General features: G+C 62.9%; 23 protein-coding genes. 12 read left to right on the top strand and 11 right to left on the bottom strand.

Translation table 11 applies throughout. The annotated features are described in order from the left end of the window. Positions 1-57: 57 nt before the first annotated feature. The 3 genes from C1A13_RS01690 to C1A13_RS01685 all read left to right on the top strand — a co-directional run bounded on the left by C1A13_RS01690 (position 58) and on the right by C1A13_RS01685 (position 1,343). Positions 58-294 carry a helix-turn-helix domain-containing protein gene (locus C1A13_RS01690; protein ID WP_101548567.1) on the top strand — a complete coding sequence of 79 codons (237 nt, stop codon included), beginning with the start codon at positions 58-60 and terminating at the stop codon, positions 292-294. 642 nt (positions 295-936) lie between these two features. Then, the gene (locus tag C1A13_RS14775; protein WP_172439125.1) at positions 937-1,080 is read left to right on the top strand and encodes a hypothetical protein; all 144 of its coding nucleotides are present in this window, start codon (positions 937-939) and stop codon (positions 1,078-1,080) included. A gap of 62 nt (positions 1,081-1,142) precedes the next feature. Continuing rightward, positions 1,143-1,343: a DUF6774 domain-containing protein gene (locus tag C1A13_RS01685; RefSeq protein WP_101548565.1), complete on the top strand. Its 201-nt coding sequence runs from the start codon at positions 1,143-1,145 to the stop codon at positions 1,341-1,343. Here the strand turns inward: C1A13_RS01685 and C1A13_RS01680 are convergent. Then, the gene (locus C1A13_RS01680) at positions 1,335-1,760 is read right to left on the bottom strand and encodes a putative ABC transporter permease (protein ID WP_101548563.1); all 426 of its coding nucleotides are present in this window, start codon (positions 1,758-1,760) and stop codon (positions 1,335-1,337) included. The genes C1A13_RS01685 and C1A13_RS01680 overlap by 9 nt on opposite strands. 122 nt (positions 1,761-1,882) lie before the next feature. Here C1A13_RS01680 and C1A13_RS01675 point away from each other — a divergent pair, with 122 nt between their 5' ends. After that, positions 1,883-2,071, top strand: coding sequence for a ferredoxin (locus tag C1A13_RS01675; protein ID WP_101548561.1), 189 nt, complete (start codon positions 1,883-1,885; stop codon positions 2,069-2,071). Between the two features lie 152 nt (positions 2,072-2,223). Here the strand turns inward: C1A13_RS01675 and C1A13_RS01670 are convergent, their stop codons facing one another. Continuing rightward, positions 2,224-2,748 (bottom strand): QueT transporter family protein, encoded by a 525-nt coding sequence (locus C1A13_RS01670; protein ID WP_101548559.1) that lies wholly within the window; start codon positions 2,746-2,748, stop codon positions 2,224-2,226. 252 nt (positions 2,749-3,000) lie between these two features. Here C1A13_RS01670 and C1A13_RS01665 point away from each other — a divergent pair, with 252 nt between their 5' ends. The 4 genes from C1A13_RS01665 to C1A13_RS01650 all read left to right on the top strand — a co-directional run bounded on the left by C1A13_RS01665 (position 3,001) and on the right by C1A13_RS01650 (position 7,553). Next, positions 3,001-3,744 (top strand): histidine phosphatase family protein, encoded by a 744-nt coding sequence (locus C1A13_RS01665; RefSeq protein ID WP_101548557.1) that lies wholly within the window; start codon positions 3,001-3,003, stop codon positions 3,742-3,744. Continuing rightward, on the top strand, positions 3,741-4,169 hold the full coding sequence (gene ruvX / locus C1A13_RS01660) for a Holliday junction resolvase RuvX (RefSeq protein ID WP_101548555.1): 429 nt from the start codon (positions 3,741-3,743) through the stop codon (positions 4,167-4,169). Before C1A13_RS01665 ends, ruvX begins: the two co-directional genes overlap by 4 nt. Positions 4,170-4,230: 61 nt before the next feature. Continuing rightward, positions 4,231-5,886 (top strand): glutamate--tRNA ligase, encoded by a 1,656-nt coding sequence (gltX, locus tag C1A13_RS01655; RefSeq protein ID WP_101548553.1) that lies wholly within the window; start codon positions 4,231-4,233, stop codon positions 5,884-5,886. Between the two features lie 17 nt (positions 5,887-5,903). Continuing rightward, a complete protein-coding gene (locus tag C1A13_RS01650; RefSeq protein WP_101548551.1) occupies positions 5,904-7,553 on the top strand; it encodes a glutamine--tRNA ligase/YqeY domain fusion protein in 1,650 nt (549 codons plus the stop codon). Between the two features lie 54 nt (positions 7,554-7,607). Here the strand turns inward: C1A13_RS01650 and C1A13_RS01645 are convergent, their stop codons facing one another. From C1A13_RS01645 to C1A13_RS01615, 7 genes are all read right to left on the bottom strand, one after another. After that, entirely contained in the window at positions 7,608-8,765 is a 1,158-nt protein-coding gene (locus C1A13_RS01645; RefSeq protein WP_101548548.1) for an MFS transporter, read from the bottom strand. A 154-nt stretch (positions 8,766-8,919) separates the two neighbouring features. Further along, positions 8,920-9,792: a class II fructose-bisphosphate aldolase gene (locus C1A13_RS01640; protein WP_101548546.1), complete on the bottom strand. Its 873-nt coding sequence runs from the start codon at positions 9,790-9,792 to the stop codon at positions 8,920-8,922. Between the two features lie 20 nt (positions 9,793-9,812). Then, complete coding sequence (locus tag C1A13_RS01635; protein ID WP_172439124.1) at positions 9,813-11,291, bottom strand: rhamnulokinase; 1,479 nt, start codon at positions 11,289-11,291, stop codon at positions 9,813-9,815. A gap of 5 nt (positions 11,292-11,296) precedes the next feature. Continuing rightward, positions 11,297-11,959 carry a class II aldolase/adducin family protein gene (locus C1A13_RS01630; protein ID WP_101548542.1) on the bottom strand — a complete coding sequence of 221 codons (663 nt, stop codon included), beginning with the start codon at positions 11,957-11,959 and terminating at the stop codon, positions 11,297-11,299. Positions 11,960-11,977: 18 nt separating this feature from the next. Beyond that, positions 11,978-13,426, bottom strand: coding sequence for an aldehyde dehydrogenase family protein (locus C1A13_RS01625; protein WP_101548539.1), 1,449 nt, complete (start codon positions 13,424-13,426; stop codon positions 11,978-11,980). A 14-nt stretch (positions 13,427-13,440) separates the two neighbouring features. Further along, entirely contained in the window at positions 13,441-14,382 is a 942-nt protein-coding gene (locus C1A13_RS01620; protein ID WP_101548534.1) for a carbohydrate kinase family protein, read from the bottom strand. Between the two features lie 80 nt (positions 14,383-14,462). Beyond that, a complete protein-coding gene (locus tag C1A13_RS01615; RefSeq protein ID WP_101548531.1) occupies positions 14,463-15,503 on the bottom strand; it encodes an NAD(P)-dependent alcohol dehydrogenase in 1,041 nt (346 codons plus the stop codon). A gap of 300 nt (positions 15,504-15,803) precedes the next feature. On the opposite strand from C1A13_RS01615, the gene C1A13_RS01610 reads away from it, so the two are divergent. Genes C1A13_RS01610 through C1A13_RS01595 form a run of 4 tightly spaced genes read left to right on the top strand, consistent with a single transcriptional unit; the run spans position 15,804 to position 20,866 of the window. After that, positions 15,804-16,847: a 2-hydroxyacid dehydrogenase gene (locus C1A13_RS01610; protein ID WP_101548529.1), complete on the top strand. Its 1,044-nt coding sequence runs from the start codon at positions 15,804-15,806 to the stop codon at positions 16,845-16,847. 4 nt (positions 16,848-16,851) lie between these two features. Next, positions 16,852-18,303 carry an FGGY-family carbohydrate kinase gene (locus tag C1A13_RS01605; RefSeq protein ID WP_172439123.1) on the top strand — a complete coding sequence of 484 codons (1,452 nt, stop codon included), beginning with the start codon at positions 16,852-16,854 and terminating at the stop codon, positions 18,301-18,303. A gap of 20 nt (positions 18,304-18,323) precedes the next feature. Next, positions 18,324-19,778 (top strand): aldehyde dehydrogenase family protein, encoded by a 1,455-nt coding sequence (locus C1A13_RS01600; RefSeq protein ID WP_101548525.1) that lies wholly within the window; start codon positions 18,324-18,326, stop codon positions 19,776-19,778. A gap of 41 nt (positions 19,779-19,819) precedes the next feature. After that, positions 19,820-20,866, top strand: a complete 1,047-nt coding sequence (locus tag C1A13_RS01595) for an alcohol dehydrogenase catalytic domain-containing protein (RefSeq protein WP_101548524.1) — start codon at positions 19,820-19,822, stop codon at positions 20,864-20,866. Between the two features lie 173 nt (positions 20,867-21,039). On the opposite strand, the gene C1A13_RS01590 is transcribed toward C1A13_RS01595, so the two are convergent. Then, positions 21,040-22,149, bottom strand: a complete 1,110-nt coding sequence (locus tag C1A13_RS01590; protein ID WP_101548522.1) for a Gfo/Idh/MocA family protein — start codon at positions 22,147-22,149, stop codon at positions 21,040-21,042. A 22-nt stretch (positions 22,150-22,171) separates the two neighbouring features. Then, positions 22,172-22,948: an SDR family oxidoreductase gene (locus tag C1A13_RS01585; protein WP_242970796.1), complete on the bottom strand. Its 777-nt coding sequence runs from the start codon at positions 22,946-22,948 to the stop codon at positions 22,172-22,174. Positions 22,949-22,979 lie beyond the last annotated feature (31 nt).

Here is a 22,979-nt window from a genome sequence, read left to right as displayed (position 1 = left end):
AAAGATAAATGTCAATATCTGAATTCCAGATATCGCATAATAAATGCGGTGATGGATATGGTGTTTTACAACTTGAGGGCGCTTCGTATCGACAACGATATCAAACAACAGGCGTTAGCCAATGTGCTAGGCATTGCACAAAACACTTACTCCCAGTATGAAACGGGAAAAATTGCTTTCACCGATGAAATGCTGCTGAAGCTCGCCAAATATTATCATACCAGTGTGGATTATCTAATGGATTTAACAGATGAAAAAACCCCTTATCCTCCGCCGACACGACACAAATTATAAGCGGCCGCCTTCTGGCGGCCGCTTTATTACTTGTTTGCATGAGGGCGGCCGTGTCTCCCCGGAAGCACCCCCCGGTACGGTTCCGGGGGCTCGTCGGCAGAGGCATTGCGCCCGCGGCGCGGCGGCTGGCGGGATGCTGCACACCCGTCCGTTCATCCGTGGCAGGGCGCCGCCGACTTTGGCCGCAGGCCAACCGGAGGCGGCGCGGGGGTCAAGGGGATTTGGCCGCAGGCCATCCTTATAGAGAATCCGGCCCACAGGGCCGGGTCCGCGTAGCGGACTCAAGCCGGGGTCGCGGGGCGGAGCGCCCGCGAGCGGCCGTCGCGCGTAGCGCGCTCCGGGCGCAGCCCGGGAAGGCCGCCCAAGCCCCCTGCGGCTTCTTTCCCCCATTTCTTGTCCGCACAAGAAATGGGGCCGCTCGCCGGAGCGGGACCCGGCAATTCCGCCGCTCGATGAGCGGTATGCCTAAGGGGTCGCTGTCGGTCGACTACCGACAAGCTCCGCCGCTCACTGAGCGGTAAGCCTAAAACCGCCGTCGGTCGACTACCGACAAACTGCGCCGCTCGACGAGCGGCAAATCTAAAACCGCCGGGTGATTAAGCCCGCCGCAGGCGGCCCATACTCCCAGTGAGGTGATGGACCATGTCCTATGTCGATCCAAAGCTGCGCTACCGGTTCGAGTCGCTCCCCATCGAGCTGAAAAACGAGATCCTGCGCCGCGACGTCAGTCTTTACACCCTGAACGACCTGATCGAATGTCTCCAAAGCATTGTGGAGGAAGAGTAAGCTCTTCCTCCACTGTGTCATTTCCGGGGGATTTTTCATAGGATGCGCGGGGAGGTGACCGCATGAACTCCTACGAACTGGTCACCGCGATCACCGCGCTCGCGGTATCGATCGCGCAGGACTATCCGGACAACACCGAGCTCGACGTGCTCGGCTCCATCTTTGTGCAGCTGGGCGAGACGCTCGAGACGATCGCGCTCCAGCGGGAGCTGGAGGAGAACCGGCGGGTCCCGCCCGCCGGAAGGCCGGACGTATCAGAGTAGCTTGTAGGCGGGCTTTCGTTCGCCGAACCACCAGTGGCGCAGCCAGTCGTCGAGGACGATGGCCGGCAGGGAGAGCAGGAACCACAGGTTCGTATAAAGCAGGCAGACCTGACCGCAGAGGTTATAGGGCATCCCGGAATAGTCCCAGATCCCCAGCTCCAGCCATATGTTCAGGACCATGCCCGCGCAGAATTCCGCCGTTGTGACGATGAACGCGGCCAGCACCATCTGGGAGAGCAGCGCCACGCACCACTCGCACCGCTCGTTGATCCGCCCGATCAGCAGAAAGCAGACGCCTCCCAGCACCGCCATCGTCCAGTCGGAATGTCCCCGCCAGAGCACCTCCACCAGATAATAGAGCGCGCCGCCCACCGCAAAGAGCACCCCCTGCCGCAGAGGGACATGCAGGTCGACCATCGCAGCGCCTCCTTCCCTTTTTTCCCATTTTATGCGGGCGCGGCCCGTCCAAACCCCTTCTTTGGATAATTTGGGCGAAGATGGGAAAGAATAGGGATATCTTTACGGAAGGAGGACCTGCCATGATTGCCAAAATAGACCGCGACGGCTGCATCTCCTGCGGCATGTGCGTGGAAATCTGCCCCGAGGTGTTCCATATGGGGGACGACGGGCTGGCCGACGTGCACCAGAATCCCGTCCCGGATGAAGCGGAGAAGGGCGCCGTCACCGCGCAGGAGAGCTGCCCCGTTTCGGTCATCCATGTTGAGTGAGCTGAGTCTTACTTTTTATTTCTCTAACCGGAACGACTAGTATTATGTTACCATTGACCTTTCCGCGGCCGTATGGTAGGATAAATTTACAAACTAAATACCGTTTCCCGGAAAAAGGCCTGCGGCACAGCCGCAGGCCTTTTTTCTGTCCTTTAAGATTTTCCGAACAGCCGTTCCCCCAGCCCCTTGCGTTCCAGCGCCCAGACGAGAAGCAGCCCGAGCACGCAGCAGGAGAGCAGCTGGCCGGCGCCGACCGACAGCGCGGTGGCCAGGAAAACGCCCGTGTTCCACCCCTCCGGGGAGAGGAGGGTGATCTCCGCGCCAATGAAGACGGCGTTGACGAGCACGGGGGGCAGCGACGACGCCACCGGAAGGCCGAAGACGCGCGCCTTCCGCAGCGCCCAGCTCATGAGCGCGGCGATGAGGGTGGCGGAGGTGCCCACCACCACGTCGATCAGCCCCATCGACGAGCCGAGGGCGTTGGTGAGCGCGCAGCCGAGCGTCACACCGACGATGGCGTCCGGGCTCAGTACGGGCAGCAGGGTGAGCGCCTCCGAGACGCGCACCTGCACCGCCCCGAAGGAGAGCGGCAGCAGCAGGAGGCTGACGGCGCAGTAGACCGCGGCGATCATGGCCGCCACGACCATGCGCCGGATGTTGGGGGTTTGCCTTGTCATGTTTTTTTCCTCTTTTCCGGAGCCTTTCCGCGGTTTTCCACGGACGCCCCTAGTATTTGTTTAAGGTCAGGATGTTGCGAACTGACCGCCGCGCAAGCGGCTTTCTTATTTTAGCTTCCGGCGCGGGAAAAAGCAAGCCCGGGATTGTGATTCCCTCGGATTTATAGTATAATATATGCGTGTGTTTTGCGGGCGCCCTGCCGCCCGCGCCCGCGATCGCGCGGGGAATTCATTGGAATCGGGTGAAATCGTTTGACCACTACCTTATATCTGGTCCGCCACGCGGAGGCCGAGGGCAACTGGCGGCGGACCTTTCAGGGACACAGCAACAGCGACGTGAGCGAAAAGGGCTACCGGCAGCTCGAATACCTCGCCCGCCGGTTCGCGGATATCCCGCTGGACGCCGTCTACGCCTCCCCGCTCAAGCGGGCGTACGAGACGGCGAAGGCGATCGACCGCGCGGCCGGGCTGCCCATCGTCACCGACGACGGCCTCATGGAGATCAACGGCGGCGCGTTCGAGGGGGTGCCCTTCGCGGAGCTGCCGCTGCGCTTCCCCGTGGAGGAGGCGCGCTGGGACAACGAGCCGTGGGCGTTCGAGGCCCCGGGCGGCGAGAGCATGCGCAGCGTCTACGAGCGGATGCGGGACACCATCGGCCGCATCGTGCGGGCGCACGCGGGCGGGACGGTCGCCGTCGCCTCCCACGGCTGCGCCATCCGCAACTACCTCTGCTTCGCGCAGGGCTGGCCGATCGAGCGGATCGGCGAGGTCGGCTGGTGCGACAACACCGCCGTGAGCAGGATCGAATTCGGGGACGATTTCCTGCCGCGTCCGGTCTACCTCAACGACTCCTCCCACCTGCCGGAGGCCGCCTCGACCTTCGCGCTCCAGGATTGGTGGCGCAGCGTCCCCGTCACCGAGGAGGACCGCGCGGCCTATGCCGCGCGGGAAAATACCGATGCCGGCGGCCAGGCCGCCAAAGGAGTGAAGATATGAAGATCATGGCTGTTGATTTCGGCGACGCGCGCACCGGCCTTGCCTGTTGCGACCGCACCGAATACCTCGCGTCCCCCATCGGGGTCATCCACGACAAGGACTTCGGCAGCGTGGTCCAGAAGGTCGCCGCCTCCGCCAGCGAATACGGCGCGGAGATGGTCATCGTGGGACACCCCATCAATATGGACGGCTCGGAGGGCCCCCGCGCCCAGCTCTGCGCCGACTTCGCCGACCAGCTTGCCCGGCTGGTCAACGTCCCCGTGCGCCTGTGGGACGAGCGCGGCACCACCGTCTCCGCGACGGGGTACCTCAACGCCACCAACACCCGCGGCAAAAAACGCAAGGAGGTCATCGACGAGGTGGCCGCCACCATCATCCTCGAAAGTTATATGAATTACCGCCGCAATCATCCGGATGAAGATTGATAACGGTGGAAAATTGTAGTATACTATCCGCGTGATTACAGCCGCAAAGGAGCTTTTTTTGATGGACTACAACGCACTTGCCGACCTGCTCTTCCCCGGCCTCGACGAGGAGGCGGCCATCGCCAAAATCGAGGCGGACTACCCGCCCCGCAGCCTGCCCGAGGGGGCTAAGGTCACCCGCATGGCCCCCAGCCCCACCGGCTTCATGCACCTCGGGAACCTCTTCGGCGCGATCGCGGACGAACGCCTCGCCCACCAGAGCGGCGGCGTCTTCTACCTGCGCATCGAGGACACCGACCAGAAACGCGAGGTGCCCGGCGCGGTCGAAACGATCCTCAAGGTCTTTTCCGACTACGAGCTTCCCTTCGACGAGGGCGCGACGGCCGACGGCGACAACGGCGCCTACGGCCCCTACCGGCAGCGTCAGCGCGAGGGGATCTACCGGGCCTACGCCAAGCGGCTCGTCCGGCAGGGGAAGGCGTATCCCTGCTTCTGCACCGAGGAGGAGCTCGCCGCCATCCGCGAAAAGCAGGCCGCCGAAAAGGCGAATTTCGGCTATTATGGGAGCTGGGCGGTACACCGCGACACCCCCCTGAGCGAGGTGGAATCCCGTGTTGCGGCGGGCGAGCCGTTCGTGCTGCGCTTCCGCAGCGAGGGCGACCCCGGCCGCCGCACCAAGTTCACCGACCTCGTGCGCGGCACGATGGAGCTGCCCGAGAACGACCAGGACGTGGTTCTCCTCAAAAGCGACGGCATCCCCACCTACCACTTTGCGCACGTCGTCGACGACCACCTGATGGGCACGACCCACGTCGTGCGCGGCGAGGAGTGGCTGGCGACGCTGCCCATCCACATCCAGCTTTTCGGCGCGATGGGCTGGAGGATGCCCAAGTATGTGCACACCGCCCAGCTCATGAAGCTGGAAAACGGCAATAAGCGCAAGCTCTCCAAGCGCAAGGACCCCGAGCTCGCGCTCGACTTCTACCAGCGGCAGGGGTACTGCGTGGCGGCGGTCAAGGAGTACCTCATGACCCTCTTAAACTCCAATTTCGAGGACTGGAGGCTCGCGAACCCCGACGCCCCGCTCGATAAATTTCCTTTCAACACCAAGAAGATGGGCGTCTCGGGCGCGCTCTTCGACATCGAAAAGCTGGGCGACGTCTCCAAAAACGTCATCTCCCGCATGTCCGCCGCCGAGGTCGCGGACAGGCTCACCGCCTGGGCGCGGGAATACGACCCCGGCTTCTGCGCGCTGCTCGAGCGCGACCCCGCCTACACCGAGGCGATCCTGTCGATCGGCCGCGGCGGCAAAAAGCCCCGCAAGGACATCGCCGTGTGGAGCGGCGCCAAGGAGTATCTGAGCTTCTTCTTCGACGAGCTTTTCGCCTGCGACGGCGCCTACCCCGAAAACGTCTCCGCCGCCGACGCGAAGCGCATCCTCGACGAATACGCCGCAATCTACGACCCCGCGGACGACAGCGGCGTCTGGTTCGACAGGATCAAGGCGCTCGCCGAGCGGCTCGGCTACGCCGCCAACATGAAGGATTACAAGCAGAATCCCTCCGCCTATCCCGGCAGCGTCGCGGATGTGAGCATGGTGCTCCGCGTGGCCGTCACCGGACGGCAGAACTCCCCCGACATGTACGAGATCATGCGGCTGCTCGGCCGGGAGCGGGTGCTCCGGCGGCTCGGCTCCGCGGCGGAAAATCTGAACTGAAAGAGGACGTGTGCCCTATGGAAATCGCTCCTAATTTTTTGACCGAGATCATCGACGAGGACCTCAAAAACGGCTTTTCGGCGCGGATCCACACCCGGTTCCCGCCCGAGCCCAACGGCTACCTGCACATCGGCTCCGCCAAGGCGATCTTCATCAACTACTTCATCGCGAAAAAATACGGCGGACTCTTCAACCTCCGCTACGACGACACCAATCCCGTCAAGGAGGACACCGAGTTCGTCGAGTCGATCGAGGAGGACCTGCGCTGGCTGGGCGCCAACCCCGACGGCATCTTCTACGGCTCCGACTATTTCGACCAGTGCTACGAGTACGCGGTCCAGCTCATCCGGGACGGCAAGGCCTACGTCTGCGACCTGACGGCCGACGAGATGCGCGAATACCGCGGCACCCTCACCCAGCCGGGACGCGAAAGCCCCTACCGGAACCGCTCGGCCGAGGAGAACCTCGACCTCTTCGAGCGGATGAAGAACGGCGAATTCCCCGACGGCTCCCGCACCCTGCGCGCCAAGATCGACATGGCCTCCCCCAACCTCAACCTGCGCGACCCCGCGATCTACCGCATCGTGCGCGCCCATCACCACCGGCAGGGGGACAAATGGTGTATCTACCCGCTGTATGATTTTGCGCATCCTATACAGGACGCAATCGAAGGGATCACCCATTCGATGTGCTCCCTCGAGTTCGAGAACCACCGGCCCCTCTACGAGTGGGTGGTGGACAACATCGGCTTCAACCCCAAGCCCAAGCAGCGGGAGTTCGCCCGGCTCAACATCACGAACACGGTCATGAGCAAGCGCTATCTGCGCGAATTGGTCGAGACCGGCCGCGTCGACGGCTGGGACGACCCGCGTATGCCCACCCTCTGCGGCTTGCGCCGCCGGGGCTACACCCCGAGCGCGATCTTTGAGTTCGTGCAGCGCGCGGGCATCGCCAAGACCAACAGCCTCGTCGATCAGAAGCTGCTCGAATACTGCATCCGCGAGGAACTCAACGCCGCGGCTCCCCGCCGCATGGCGGTGCTCGATCCCATCCGGGTCGTCATCGAAAACTACCCCGAGGGGAAGGAGGAGACCTTCGCGGTCGCCAACAACCCCGTCGACCCCGAGGCCGGGACCCGCGAGGTCGTCTTTACGCGGGAGTGCTACATCGAGCGCACCGACTTCGCCGAGGTGCCGCCGCCCAAGTTCCAGCGGCTGAAGCCGGGCGGCGAGGTCCGGCTGATGGGCGCCTACATCGTGAAGTGCAACGAGGTCGTCAAGGACGCGGACGGCAACGTCGCCGAGCTGCGCTGCACCGCCGACCTCGAAACGGCCAACGGCATGCCCGCCGACGGCCGTAAGGTGCGCGGCACCATCCACTGGGTCTCCGCCGCGCACGCCTGCGACGCGCGCGTGATGCTCTACGAGAACCTCTTTACCCTCGAGGACGTCAACGCCGTGCCCGAGGGCACCAACTACCTCGACTACCTGAATCCCGCTTCCCTCACCGAGCTGCACCACTGCAAGCTCGAGGCGTCCCTCGCCGGCGCGCAGCCGGGCGACCGCTTCCAGTTCGTGCGCATGGGCTACTTCTGCAAGGACAGCAAAAACCCCGGCACCTTTAACCGCATCGTCACGCTCAAGGACAGCTTCAAGGTCGAAAAGTGACGCGAAATATGAAAATACGGCGGCGGATGTCCAAGGACATCCGCCGCCGCTTTTTTATGCCGTTGCGTGTTTTCTCTGGTAAACCAGCGCCGCCATCATGACCGCCGCGAAAAAGATCTGAAAGAACGGGTAGAACCCCATGCCGCCGAGGTCGGCGATCCAACCGAACGCAATCGGCATCAGCAGCGTGGCGAGCTGCGAACTGCCCATCAAAAGGCTGACCGCGCTGCCCGTGTCCCCGATTCCAAAGACCTGCGGCACGTAGTGGATGAAGCAGGGAAAGACCGGCGCGCACCCAAACCCGAGGACCGCCATCGACGCGAGCACCGCGGTCCTTCCGGAGAGCAGGAACAGGGCGAGCGAGCCCGCGGCAATGAGGGCCTGACCGATGTGCATCATCCGCTTGTCGCCCAGCCGGTCGGATATGAACCCGCTCGCGAACCTCCCCACCGTCATCCCGAGGAAGAGAAAGGTCGTCCCCAGCGCGCCGACGTCGTCCGGCAGCCCTTTTCTGATCGTGATGTAGCTGCTCGCCCAAAGCGCCGACGTGGTCTCGATCGCCGTATAGCAGAAGAGCGCCGCGACCATCACCGGCATGCCCTTCAGCCTGATCGCCTCCCGCATGGGCTTCCTTCTCGTCCCCGGGGAACAGACTTCAACGGAAGGGATCTCCTTCCACTTGCCGCGGGAGGACAAAAACAGCAGGAGGACGCCGGTCTGGATGAGGGCCAGGACAAGGTAGCCCGCGTTCCACGCGGCGCCCCCGGCCAGGCAGAGGCTCATGATATAGGGGCCCGCCGTGGCGCCGAGGCTCCACACCATGTTGAGCCAGTTCGCGTATTTTGCCCGCAGGTGCAGCGCCGAAAAGGTATTGATCGAGCAGAGGAAAAAATCCTCGCCGAACCCGAGCGGAATGCTGATGATGCAGAGCATCGCATAGGACCGACAGTTCGCGTACCCAAAGAGCCCCAGGCATATGAGGACAAAACCAAAGGACGCGACCTTGTGCGTCCCGTATTTCCCGACCAGGCGGTCGGTGTAGACGCTGGCGACGACCCGGCCGGCGGCGATGATCATGTTCACATAACCGACGAGGGAGAGCGCCACGCCAAAGTCCCTGTAGACGATCGGCCAGACGGACCCCAGCACGGAGTACTGGAGTCCCGAGGCGGCAAATGTGATGAACAGTACGATCAGGAAATAAAGCGACATGTCGTCTCACTTTCAAATCACGGTTGCGTTGTTTGTTCTTTCGGAGCGGCTGACAGAGCTGCCGCCCCGGAACGGCGCACCGATTTCCTCCCATGTGCCGATTCCAAAGCGACAGCCCTTTCCCCGCCGGCGAAGCCGGCGGGACCTTTGATGATCAGATGTCAAGCGGAAGCGTTCCGAAAATCCGCATCTGCTCTTTGACGGCGGCCTTGCACGCCTCGTGCGCGGCGTTGATGAGCTCGATATAGTGAATCTTGCCGTTGAACTCCTTCAGCTTCGCGTCGATCGCGCCCGACGCCGCGAGCGAAAGGCCGGTAAAGAAGTTGATCTTGTTGATGCCGTGCTCGATCGCCGCGCGGAATTCCGACTCGGGAAGCCCCGATCCACCATGCAGGACGAGCGGGATCTTGACGAGCTCACGGATCTGGTCCAGCCGCTCCGTGTCGATCTTCGGGGTCCCCTTGAAGAGGCCGTGCACCGTGCCGACGGCGACGGCGAGGGCGTCCACGCCCGTCTCCTCGACGAACCGCTTCGCGTCCTCCGGCTTGGTGTACTTGGAGGTGTCCACGTCGCTGGCTTCCAGCTCCCCGCCCTCGGGGCTGCCCACGTGGCCGATTTCCGCTTCAACGCTCACGCCGCAGCTGTGGGCGATTTTGACGAGCTCTTTCGTAATGGCCATGTTTTCCTCCACCGGGAGCGCCGAGCCGTCAAACATAATCGACGTGCAGCCGCCGTGGATGGCTTTGACGCAGCAGGCGAAGCTGTTGCCGTGGTCCAGATGCAGGCAGACGGGAACCGTCGCCCGCTGGCAGCGGTCCAGCAGCCGGTTGAAGTAAAAGCTCATCTGCCGCTCGTCCCTGTCGTCGGCAAAGAAGTTGGGCACCATCAGGATGACCGGGAGCCCCTCTTCCTCCGCCGCCGCGACGATGGCCTCCGTGAAGTTGTCGTCCAGCGTGTCGAACGCGCCTACCGCGTACTTTTTCTCCACGCTTTCCTTCAGGATTTCCGTTAATGTTACCAGTCCCATATTGATAGCCTCCTGTTATTTCATAGAACCATTTTGCCGCAATATTCCCGGTACCGGTCCGCCGCCGCGTCCCAGAGCGGCGCGCGCTCCTCCCGGGGCGTGAAGGTCCTGACCTCGAACGACGACCGGACGATTTCCGGGAAATCCGCCGTTTGGATTTTGCCCTCCGCCGCCGCCTGCAGGAGGATGCCGCCGACCGACGCGCTCTCGTACGGCCCGGCTTCCACCCGCATCCGCGCGGCGTCCGCAATCATCTGGTTGAGGAAGTCGTTCTTTCCTCCTCCGCCGACGATCCGGAGTTTTGTAAATTCCCTGCCCGAAAGCTCTCGGAGCTGCGCGAGGGTCTGCCGGTACTGGAGCGCCATGCTTTCGTAGACGCACCTCGCAATTTCTCCGAGCGCGGCCGGGACCGGCTGTCCCGTCTTCCCGCAGTAGGCGCGGATCGTCTCCGCGGGGTCCGCGTCGCTGACGAACACGGGCTCCTCCAAATTGACCAGCGACCGGAAGGGTTCCGCCGCCTCCGCCTGCCGGACGATCTCATCCCAGGAGAGGGGCCCGGCGGTTTCGCAAAGGCCGCGGTGAAGATTCTGCATGCACCACATGCCCATGATGTCCTTCTGGAGCCTCCACCTGCCGTCCGCGCAGCCCTCGTTGGAGAAGTTGTACGCGAGAACCTCCCTGTTGATCGTCGGGCCGTCGCATTCCGCCCCGATGATCGACCAGGTGCCGCTCGAGCAGAACGCCTCGTCCGGCGCCACGGTCAGCGTCGTGACGGCGGACGCCGTGTCGTGCGACGCGGCGGGCGCGTATTTCAGGCGGCCCGCCGCCTCCGGAAGCACCCCGGGCAGGAGGTCGTACCGCCTCGTGCCGGGCAGGACGATCTCCCCAAAGAGGTGCTCCGGAAGCCCAAGCGCCCGGATCAGGCGCCCGTTCCAGCCCCCCGTAAACGGGTCGATCAGCTGGGTCGTCGTGGCGATCGTAAACTCCGAGTAGGCCCTGCCCGTAAAGAAGTACCCGAACAGGTCGGGAAGCGTGAGGATCCTTTCCGCATGGGCGAGGGCCGGGTCCCTTTCGAGCATCCGCTCGTACAGCTGAAACACCGCGTTGCCGCGCCGCACCTGGCTGCCGCACTGCATGAAGTACGCTTCCGGCGGCATCACGTCCCGGAAGAACGCCTCCATGGCGCTCCCGTCGGAATTGCGCGTACACCACGGATATCCGATCGGCTGACCGTTTTTGTCGAGGAACGCGATGTCGTTGCCCCACAGGTCCACGCAGAAGCTGGAGAGGTCTCCGTGCTCCCTCTGCGCCCTGCGGACGCATTCGATCATCTCGTGGAAGAGGTGGAAGAGGGCCCAGTAATCCCTGCCGGCCACGGGGACGTGGTAGTTGGCGAACCTGTGCACCTCCCGCAGCGTGAGCCGCCGGCCCTCCAGCGTGCCCACGATGCCTCTCCCGCTACCGCCGCCGACGTCTATCGCAAGATAAGATGTTGACATGGCGGTCATCCGCCCATGGCGTCTTTTTGAAAAGCCGCCAACTGCTCCCGGATGCTTTCCTCGTTGGGGATGTCGTGCGCGCCGCCGATCATAAAGTTTGCAACCGCATAGATCTTGCAGCACTTTTCCAGGAATTCCATGTTGTAGTAGGCCTGGCGGACCGTCTCCGCCCAGGTCACCGCGCCGTGGTTCTCGATGAGCACCGCCCGGTTGGTTTTGACGTAGGGCCGGACCGCCTCGGGAAGTTCAGAGGTTCCCGGACGGCCGTAAGGGGCGACCCGGATCTCTTCGCCGAAGAGCCCCAGCAGCTCGGGGAGCATCCTGGTGTTGACGCGTTTCCCGCTGCATGCGAAGGCGGTGGCGAAGGTGGCGTGCGTATGGAACACCGCGCCGGCCTTGCCGCTCTCCCGGTAAACCCCGTAATGCATCTTCGATTCGGACGAGACCGGAAGGCTGCCGGCGATGATGAGGTTTCCGTCGAGGTCGGTCTTGGACAGCATCTCCGGCGTGAGGTCGTTTTTGCTTACGCCGGTGGGGGTCACCCACACGGCGTCGGCGCCCGTCCGCACGGAGATGTTGCCCTCGTTCCCGGCCACCATCCCCTGCCGGTACACGCGCTTTCCGTATTCACAGATCAACTGCTTTGCTTCTTCATCGCTGTAATACATGTATTTGGATTCCTCTGTTCACTTTCTCTCGTTGAACGCATACCGGAACACGATCGATTTGAGCTGCGTCACCTCGTCCATGACCCGGGAAAGGGATTCACGGCTGTTGCCGCTCATCTTCCTGCCGCCGCCGAACGGGAGCTCCGCCGCGCGGAAGTTGCCCGAGCCGTTGATGGCGATGTGGCCGGTTTTCAGCCTCTTGGCCACCTGGATGCAGGTGTAGATGTTCCGGGAGAAAAGCCCGCCTCCGAGCCCGTAATGTGAGCTGTTGGCGATCCCGACCGCTTCGTCGACCGTGTCGAAGCCGATCACCGGCCACACGGGGCCGAACACCTCCATGTCGCGCGCGATATCCGTGTCGGGCGCCACATCGGTAAGGATGGTGGGCTCGTAGAACGCGCCGTTGCGCTTGCCGCCGCGCACGATCCTGGCGCCCTGCGCGACCGTCAGGTTGACCTGCTCCTCCACCTGCCTGGCGGCCCTCTCCGAGATCATCGGGCCCATGTTGACCTTCGGGTCCATCGGGTCGCCGATCACGAGCTTATCCAGCTCGGCGCTGAGCCTGCGGATGAATTCCTCCTTCAGGGAGTTATGTACCAGGAACCTCTTGGAGCCCGTGCAGCACTGGCGGTTGTTCCGCGCCTGGTCCTCGGCCTCCTTGACCACAAGGTCCATGTCGGCGTCCTCGAACACAATGAACGGGTCGTTGCCGCCGAGCTCGAACTTGTAGTCGGTGAGGTGCTTCGCGGCCGTCGCCGCAATGCTGAGGCCGGCGTCCGTGCTTCCGGTGAAGTTGACGCACGCGATCCGCGGGTCGTCGACGAGGCAGTCTCCCACGACGGATCCCTTTCCGGTCAGGCACTGCGCCACGCCCGCGGGGAGGCCCGCTTCGTGGAGCATCTCGTGCAGCACGAGAAGCGTCATCGGGTCATAGGAGGGCGCCTTGACCACGATCGTGTTGCCCGCGGCAAGCGCCGCGGCCGTCTTGAACGCCCAGATGGCGGGCGGGAAGTTGTAGGGGATGATGCAGGCGAGCGTTCCGAGCGGCTCGTGGATCGTGATCTGGAGGTCGTCGTCGTATCCCGGCTCCGTGCCGATCGGCATGGTCGATCCATAGTAGTGCATCGCAACGTCACACGCGCCGCGGTATACGTACGCCACGGAATCGAGCTCCCACACGGCCTCCTTCATGTACGGCTTGCCGGCTTCCTTGGCGAGGATCTCGCCCAGCTCGAGCCTTCTCTCCATCACCAGGTCGGCGAACCGGCGGAGGATGACGCAGCGTTCCCGCACCGGAAGCGCCGCCCAGGCCTCCTGCGCGGCGACCGCGCCGTCAACCGCCTTCGTGATGTCCTCCGCCGTGGCGGAGGGGACCGTATCGATCACCTGCAGCGTCGCAGGGTTGACCACGTCTTGGGTCCTGCCGTCGGAAGAGTCGACCTTCTGACCGTTGATGATCATTTTCATAGCATAATCTCCTTCTATTTTCTGTGGGCGTCCAGGTAGTCCTGAACCTGTTGTTTGCTCTTGATCGCGCCGCTCGCGCCATACTGGCTGATCGCGATCGCCGACGCGGCGGACCCGAAATAGAGCGCTTCCTCCATGCTTTTCCCGTCCACGATCCCCGTGATGAAGCCGGCCACAAAGTTATCCCCGGCCCCCAGCGTGTCGACCACCCGGTCCGCGATCGTGCCGACGCGGTATGTCCTGCCTTCCGAGCTTGCGAAGACGCCCTGCGCGCCCATCTTCAGGACGACCGTCTTGACGCCCCGCCTGTGGAATTCGTCCGCGATCTCCTCGGGAGAATCCTTGCCCGTGAAGTACGACGCTTCATGATAGCTCGGGACCAGATAATCCAGGTATTTCATCGCGCCCGCGATATCCTCCAGGGACATCTGCGACTGGTCGAGGACCATGTCCGCCATCGTCAGCGCGCCCGCTTCCTTCGCCTTTTTCAGCAGCGCCGTCAAATCCGCGTCGGTCTGGCCCCTGCTCCAGAAAAGGCTTGCGACGGAAACCAGCCTGGCGCCCGCAAAATCGATGTCGAACACATCCGTGCTGTAGCGCATGTTCCCCGCGGCACCGTTGCGGAGGGTCATGCATCCGTGCTCGCCGTCGGCCCCGACGGTGACGACGGTCGCCGTCGTGCTGTGCTCCCGGTCCCGGACGACGCCGTCCGTCGGGATCCCGTAGCCCTCGATCAGGCTCATGAAGGCGCTGCCCAGCGCGTCGTCGCCGATCGCAGTGTAGAGCTTCACGTCGTTGCCCATTGCCGCGAGCCCGACAGCCTCGTTGACCGCGTCTCCGCCCACATACATGTCGATGCTCTCGGAAAACTGCGTCATGCCGTCGGGCGTCCGGTCCGGGCCGTTCTTTACGATGATGTCGACAACCGCGTTGCCGACGCAGATGACTTTATTCATGAGGCGGCCTCCCCCTGTACAATCAATTCGGGCGGGGAAGCCGGACGGCGTCCGGCTTCCCCGCTTTTTGCGGCTTCCGGTCAGTCCTCGCTGATTTTGAGCACCGCCTTGACCATCGACTGCCGTTTGCTGATGCAGTCTTCGAACGCCTCCATCGCGTCGTCGAGCGGATAGACCTTGGAGACGATGTCCTTCACGTTGATCCGGCCGGCCGCGATCGCCTCGACGCAGGTGGGGTAGACGTTGCGGTAGCGGAAGTTGGTCATGAGCGTGAGCTCCTTGTCGCACATCTTCTGGAGGTTGAGCGACGTCTCGCCGACCACGTTCCCGACCTGCATGATGACGCCGCCCTTTTTGCAGATGTAGACCGCGGCCTCCGCCGTATAGCGGCTGCCCGCCGTCTCGAAGACAAAGTCGGGGCCGATGCCGTCGTAATACTTGAGCACCTCGGCGACGGAATCCTTATCGGTGGTGTTGATGACGCGTGTCGCGCCGACCTCGAGGGCCTTTTCGAGCCTGATGTCGTAGAGGTCGACGGCGGTGATGTCCGTGATCCCGGCCGCCTTCAGGGACATGATCGTGACGAGGCCGATGCAGCCCGTTCCGAGCACGACCGCCGAATCGCCCACCTGGATGCCCGAACGGACGACCGAGTTCATGCCGACCGCGAGCGGCTCCACCAGGGCGCCTTCCATCGTCGACACGTTGTCCGGGAGCTTGAAGCAGAGCTCCGCGGGATGCGTGATGTACTCCCTCATCGCGCCCTTCGTGCGCGGAGCCGAAAGGAACTCCATCTCCTTGCAGAGGTTGTATTTGCCCTTTTTGCACCACTCGCATTTGCCGCAGAAGGTTCCCGGCTCGACGCAGACCCGGTCCCCGACCTTGAGATCCTTGACGCCGTCGGCCACTTCCACCACCGTGCCCGCGAACTCATGCCCGATGATGAAGGGGTAGACGTCCGGGAAGTCGGGCTCCCCGAAGGAATAGAAGTGAACGTCGGAACCGCACACGCCGCAATACCCCACTTTCACCTTTACATATCCGGGCTTCATTTCCGGCATGGGGGTGTCCATAATTTCGATCTTCCGGTTCTCCATGACGACCGCTGCTTTGTTGACCATAGTATCTTCCCTTTCTTTATTATTTATTTTAAGTATAATAATAAATTCCAAATTGTTCTGCTATAACTATACCAAAGAAACGTCAAATGTCAATACGCCGAGGGTTTTATTTTTCGGGAGAATATCCCGCCCGAATTTTGTGAAATATGTAAAACCCCAATATAATGCTGATTTTTCAGCAAATTCATCTAACAAAATGTTTCTCCTTCTATTGCTTTTCTGATTTAATACTGCTATAATCGTGTAAGCAAATATTTATATTATAATTATTATTAAAACAATAATAAGTTGGTGACCGCCTTGAGACAAAAGCTCTTATTCGTCGCGGACTTCTCGATTTCCGAACAGGACGTCCGCGAGAACCTGTACCGCTTTGCCCCCTATGACGTTGACGTGGACATCATTGAGGTCTCCATGGGAGCGGATGAAAACGAGCGGGCCCAGTATATCCTGAAGACTGAGACGGCGGGCCCCGAATGGTTTACGCCCCCGGCGGAGCTGCTTGAAAAGGCGGCCGGCGCGGACATCATTGTCACCGATTTTGTGGCGATCGGCTCCCGGGTCATCGAGGCCGCGAAGCGCCTCAAGCTGATCGGGGTGACGAGAAGCGGCGTGGAGAACGTCAACCTCGCCTGCGCCGGGGAGCGCGGCGTGGCCGTCGTCTGCTCCCCCGGCCGGGTCGCCGCGCCCGTCGCGGATTACACGGTCGGCATGATCATCGCCGAGTCGCGGAACATCGCGAGAAGCTCCCTCACCGCCAACGGCGGCAGCTGGGTCGTCCGGTTCCGCAATTACCCCTATTCCCACAACCTTGCCGACAAGACCGTCGGGATCATCGGATACGGCGCGATCGGCCAGATGGTCGCGGAGCGCCTGCGGGCGTTCGGGTGCCGGATCATCGCCTATGAAAATTACATGCCCGCGGAAAAGGTGCGCGCGCTCGGCGCGGAGCCCGTATCGCTCGACCGGCTGCTGGAAACCTCCGACTTTATCACCATACACGCCCGCCTCAGCGAGGAGAGCAGGGGTATGCTCGGGCGCGAAGAGTTTCGGAGGATGAAGCCCTCCGCGTTCTTTATCAACACCGCCCGCGCGGGGCTCATCGACGAAGACGCCCTGATCGAGGTCCTGCGGGACCATCGGATCGCCGGGGCCGCCCTCGACGTCTTCTCCCACGAGCCGATCAACCCGGACAACCCCCTTCTCAAGCTCGACAACGTCACGCTCACCCCCCACCTCGCGGGGACGACGAGCAATGTCGCGGGCAACTCGATCGCCGTCCTGCTCAAGGACCTTGACCGGTACTTCCGAGGCGAGCCGATGGTCCATGTCAGGCAGGGATGAGGCGATGAAAAGAGCGGTTCTCGTCATCGACGTCGGCACGTCGAACGTCCGGACAAACCTCATCGATCTGGAGGACGGCGGCATCCTCACCGGGGCGTCCAAGAAGAACCTCTGGCTGAACACCGGCATCGGCCGGTGCGAGATGGACGCGGACACGATCTGGAAAAACCTCCAGGACTCCCTTCGCGAGGCCCTCGAGGCGTGCCGCGGGCTCTGTGAGATCGCGTGCGTCAGCTTCTCGGTGATGGGCGACTCGCTGGTCCCCGTGGACGGAGACCTGAAGCCCTTGCGGAACATGATCATGGCGTTCGACACGCGCGCCCGGCGCGAGGCCGAGGAGATCACCTACCTCGTCGGGGATGAAAAATTCCGCGCCATCACCGGCGGGCCCTGTTTTTCGACCCTCCTGTGCTCCAAAATCCTATGGCTCAAGCGCCATGAGCCCGACGTGTACCAGAGGGCCCGCCGCTACCTGAGCATTCAGGAATACCTCCTTTGCAGGATGGGGCTCGGCATCCACATCGACTACACGCTGGCCTGCAGAAAATCCCTTTTTGACGTCGTCGGGAAGGAGTGGTCGGATACCATCGCCTCCTGCATCGGCATCGATGTGTCACAGGCGGGCGGCGAGGTCCACGATTCCGCCTGCGTCCTGGCAAGTCTGGACCGGATCGGCGATGTCCGGCTGCCCCGCGAGATTCCCATCGTCCTTGGCGCGCACGACGCGGAGTGCGGATTTCTGGGGCTCGGGGTCAATCCGGAGCGGGACCGGATCTTCGGCGACGTTTCCGGGACCTACGAAATGCTCGGAAGCTTCTCGCGGGGCAGGGCTCCCGCGGCAGTCTGCACCCCCGCCGAACTGGGCTGCGCGTTTTCCCGGGACACCCACTCCATCAACGGCGCGGCCATCACCGGCAGGTACCTCTCCTGGTACCGGAACGAAATTTACCGGGGCGGCGGGAACCTGTTCGCCGAGATGGAGGAGCAGATCCGCTTCGACGCGTCGTCGCGCGTCGCCTTCCTCATGAGCAACGACAAGACGAACTGCGCGCTCACCGGCTTCGACACCTCCATGCCGAACCACGCCGTCTATCAGGCGATCATCGAGGGGATCACCTACCGGGTCAAGGAGGTGGCCGAGGGGATCGAAAAAACGGTCGGCGCTCCCTGCGAGGCCCTCTACTGCGGGGGCGGCGGTTCCGGCTCCTCCAAATGGCTCCAGCTCAAATCCGACCTCCTGCAAAAGGAGGTGCGGCGTGTGCTGAATCCCGAGGTCTCCTCCGTGGGCGCGGCGATTCTGGGCGCCGTGGGAATCGGCTTCTATTCGGGCTATACGGAGGCCATCTCCCGGATGGTCCGGGTGTCGGACGCTTTTGTTCCCAATCCGGCGATCAGCGCCGCCTACCAGGAACGGTTCAACAGTTATCTCAAAGAACGCAAACGCTATTATCAATGATCGAAAAGGAGAGCGAAACCATGAAAATGCTGATCAGCGGAAACTGGGTGGACGCCGCCAACCGGGCGACCATCGACGTCACCAACCCCTACGACGGCAAGCTGCTTGAGACGGTGCCCAACGCCGCTAAGGAGGACGTCGACCGCGCCATCGCCGACGCCGTCACGGCCCAGAAGCAGTGGAACCGGGTCATCGTCCGCGAGCGCGCGAAAATCCTGCGCAGGTATCTGGAGCTCCTCACGGAGTACCGGGACGAGCTCGCCAGGACCCTCACGCTCGAGACGGGCAAGCCGATCTTCGACTCCTACGGCGAGATCGACTCCGTCTACATGACGTTCGAGAGCTCCATCGAGATCGTCAAGCACCAATACGGGAAGACGATGCCCATGGGCATCGAGGGCGGCTACGACGACGACCTCCAGGTGACGGTGCACGAGCCGCTCGGCGTCATCGCCTGCATCGTCCCCTTCAATTTCCCGGCCGCCCTCTGGGCGTTTAAGGCGGGTCCGGCGCTGATGGCGGGCAACGCCATCGTCGTGAAGCCCGCGACCTCCAATCCGCTCACCGTCTTAAAGCTCATGGGGCTTCTGGTGGAGGCGGGCGTTACGCCGGGCGCCGTGCAGTGCGTCACCGGCCGCGGCTCCACCGTCGGCAACTGGATTTCCGACAACCCCAGCATCGCCCAGCTCAACCTCACGGGCGGCGTGGAGGCGGGCAAGGAGATCGCCCGGCATGCCGCCGAAAACCTCACCGCCTATAAGTTCGAGCTTGGCGGCAACGATCCGCTCATCATCTGCGCGGACTGCGACATGGACCTGGCCGTCAACGAGGCGGGCGACAAGACGCGGAACGCGGGCCAGTGCTGCTCGGGCGCCAAACGGTTCATCGTCCACGAGTCGATCAAGGACGAATTTGTCACCCGGCTGATCGAGGAGCGCCTGAAAACGGTGAAGGAGGGCGACCTGATGGATCTCGAGACCGACTTCGGCGTGCTGATCAGCGAAGCGGCCGCCAAAGAGGTCGAGCAGCAGGTGCGGCACACCATCGGCCAGGGCGCCAAGCTGGTGTACGGCGGTGTCCGGAGGGGTGCGTATTACATGCCCACGGTGCTCGACAACTGCACGAAGGATATGGATATCTGCAAAAACATGGAGATCTTTGGACCGATCTTCCCCATCTTCACCTTCCAGACGCTGGATGAAGCGATTGAGATCGCTGAGACCTCCGACTACGGCCTCAGCTCGGGCGTCATCACGAACGACTTCCAGGACGCCATGAAGGTGGCCGCGAGTTTAAGAACGGGCATGGTCGCCGTCAACGGTTCCGGCGGGTTCCGCGCGCAGGAGCTGCCCTTCGGCGGCGGCAAGAAGATGAGCGGGAACAGCCGCGAGTGCATGTCCTCCGTCCTGGAAGAGGTGACGCAGGAGAAATCCATCATCTTCCGGTACGCCATGAAAAAATACCACGAGTCCTGATCGCTCCGGCGCGCCGCGCCCCGACTGGGAAGGAGAAAGCTATGAAAGCGCTGTATTATGAAAAGCCGCTCAGGGAAAACGCGTCGATCCGCGAGATGCCCGATCCCGTCTGCGGGAGCCATGACATTGTCATCAAGGTGATGAGCTGCAGCATCTGCCACGGCGTCGAGGCGGACCACGAGGCGCCCGGCGGGAGCAGCTGCTCCGGGTATCCGCTGATCCCGGGCCATGAGTTCGCCGGCTATGTCCATGAGGTCGGCGACGCCGTCACGACCTTCCGGGTGGGCGACCGGGTCACCGCCGACAACACCGTTCCCTGCGGCGTCTGCCATTACTGCAAAAAAGGTGATTTCATCCACTGCCCGGACAAGCGGAACCTGGGGAACAAGGCGGACGGCGGCTTCGCGGAATATGTGAAGGTCGCCGAGGGCAAGGCGGTCCGGCTGCCGGATCACGTCAGCTTCAACGAGGGCTGTCTTTCCGAGCCTGTCGCCTGCTGCATGCACTCCATGGATCAGATGAACATCCGCTACGGCGACGACGTGCTCGTCATGGGCGCCGGCCCGATGGGCATGATCCTCGCGATGCTGGCGTCGCACAGCAACGCGAACCACGTCGTGGTCTGCGCGTCGTCCGCGGCCAAATTGGAAAAGGTCAAGGCGCTCGGGATCGAAACCGTTTTGATGGACCGCGGCGACTATTCCAAGCATGAGAAGGAGCTTCTTTCCCGCTACCCGCTCGGGTTCGACTGCCTCTTCGACGCCACGGGCGCCGAGGAGCTCGTCTACTCCACCCCCAGGCTCATGAAGATGGGCGGGCGGATTCTCGGCTACGGCTACTACCGCGGCGAGCGTCCGACGCTCCGCTTCCCCTTCAGTGAATTCTGGGACCGGGAGCTCACCTATTACTCCTCCCTCAGCCAGGTGGGCGATTTCGGCAGGGCGGTGGGCGCCATCGCCGCGGGCAAGGTCAACGCCAAGGCGCTGATCAGCGGCGAATACGACCTCGACCATTATTTCGACGGCCTCGACCGGGTGATGCACGAAAAGGACGTCATCAAGATCATCATCCATCCGAACGCCGGATAGGTCCCCCTACCCCGGAGGAACCCCCGGCAGGCACGGATTCCCGTTGCACAGGGCAATTACGGACGCGGACTCCGCGCCCGTAATTGCCCTGTCCGCGTTTCGCCGGAGACGGGCGGAAATGGAAGCGGGTCTCCGCCCCGGACGGCGCGGGGGCCCGCTTCCTTCCATTTTGGTCAGTCGAGGCGGATCGTCCTGCCCTGCCTCGCAGATTCATACATCGTTTCGATCACCCTGACCACGGCGGCGGCCTGTTCGGCACGCACCGCGTGCGGCCTGCCACCCTCCAAATCGGTGAGCCAACTGTCCATCTCCCGGACCGGCGCGAGGGAGAGCACCTCGTCGGCCAGATCGCCCATCGGGATGAATTTTTCCGGGCCGTCGGGCGTGACCGTGACGAGCCGGTCGTATTCCGCCTTCACCAGCTTCCACCGGTAGGAGCCCGGGCCGTAGTCGCCCTGCAGCTGCTGCGCCCCGCCCTTCGTCCCGCACACCGTCACGCACGCTTCCCGCGCGTCGGGAATGTTGAGCGCCCAGGACGCCTCCACGCTGAGGAGCGCGCCGTTTTTCATGCGGATAAAGCCGAACGCCGAGTCCTCCACCTCGAATTTGGCGGGGTCCCAGGGGCCCCACACGTTGCCGGCCGGGTCGTCGACCAGGCCCTTGAACGCCGCGGCCGTGACCGACGCGATCTCATAGTTATCCATAAACCACAGGGCGAGGTCGATGGCGTGGGTGCCGATATCGATCAGCGGCCCGCCGCCCTGCGCCTCCATCGAAAGGAAGCGGCCCCATGTGGGGACCTTTTTTCTGCGCGTGGCGTGCGCCTTCGCGTAGTAGATCTCCCCCAGGTCGCCCGCGCGCGCGGCCGCGTGGACAGCCTGCGAGTCGTCCCGGAACCGGTTCTGGTAGCCGACGGTGAGCTTCCTCTGGTTTTTCTTCGCGGCCTCCACCATCCTGCACGCGTCCGCGTAGCTTTCGGCCATCGGCTTTTCGCACATGACGTGCTTGCCCGCGTTGAGGGCCTTGACCGCGATTTCGCAGTGCGAATGGTTGGGCGTACAGATGTGGACCGCGTCCACAGCGGGATCGTTCAGGAGCTCTTCAAAGTCCTCGCAGACCTTTGCGCCGGGCAGCAGGTCCTCCCGGAGGCTGTATGCCGCCGCCGGCTGCATATCCGCCAGCGCGGTGATCTCGCAGCGGTCCGGGAACTGTAACAGCGCCCTTACGTGTTTCACCCGCGCGATCGAGCCGCAGCCGATGATCCCGATTCTCAATTTTCCCATAACCAGCCTCCCATTCCCGGTGCTATTCCATCGCGAGGAAGCCGCCGTCGACCGGCATCGTGACGCCCGTCATATAGCCGGCGGCCTTCGACGCCAAAAACAGGACCGCCGCCGCGATATCCTCCGGCTCGCCCCAGCGTCCCATGGCGATCCTCCGGAAGATTCCGCCGCTCGCCTGCTTATCATGGAAGAACTCCCAATTCATTTTCGTCATGATGTACCCGGGCGCGACCGCGTTGACCTGGATGCCCTTGCCCGCCCACTCGTTGGAGAACGCTTTGGTAAGCTGCATCACGCCGCCCTTCGAGGCCGTGTAGGGGACGACGTTGAGCCCCGCGATGAAGCTGGTCATGGAGGCGAAGTTGATGATCTTGCCGCTTCCCTGCGGGAGCATCGTCCTGCCGGCGAGCTGGGTGAGCTCGAACACCGCGTCAAGGTTGACGTCCATCACCTTCCGGTAGTCCTCGAAGGGGAACTCCTCCGCCTTGTGCAGGATCTGGATGCCCGCGCAGTTGACGAGGATGTCCAGCCTTCCGCCGAGCGAGTCCAGCGCCGCGTCGTAGGCGGCCTTTCTCGCCCCGGACGCGGAGAGGTCCCCAACGACCGAATGGAACACGCCGCCCGTCTCCTCCGCCAGCCTGCGCGCCGTGTCCTCCAGGTTTTTCGCCAGGTCGACAAGGCATACCTCCGCGCCGTAATAGGCAAAATACCGCGCGACCTCCCTGCCCATCCCCTGGTTCCCGCCGGTCACGATGGCCTTCTGGCCGGCCAGGTCAAACAAATTGAGCCTGTCTTTCAATGCGTTTCCTCCCCGAATTTAAAATAAAGGG

Origin of the sequence: Anaerotruncus massiliensis (ex Togo et al. 2026) (genome assembly GCF_900199635.1) — a bacterium.
Classification (GTDB): Bacteria; Bacillota; Clostridia; order Oscillospirales; family Ruminococcaceae; genus Anaerotruncus; species Anaerotruncus massiliensis.
Note: the sequence above shows the minus strand (reverse complement) of the source record. Positions and strands in the feature narration are given on the sequence as shown.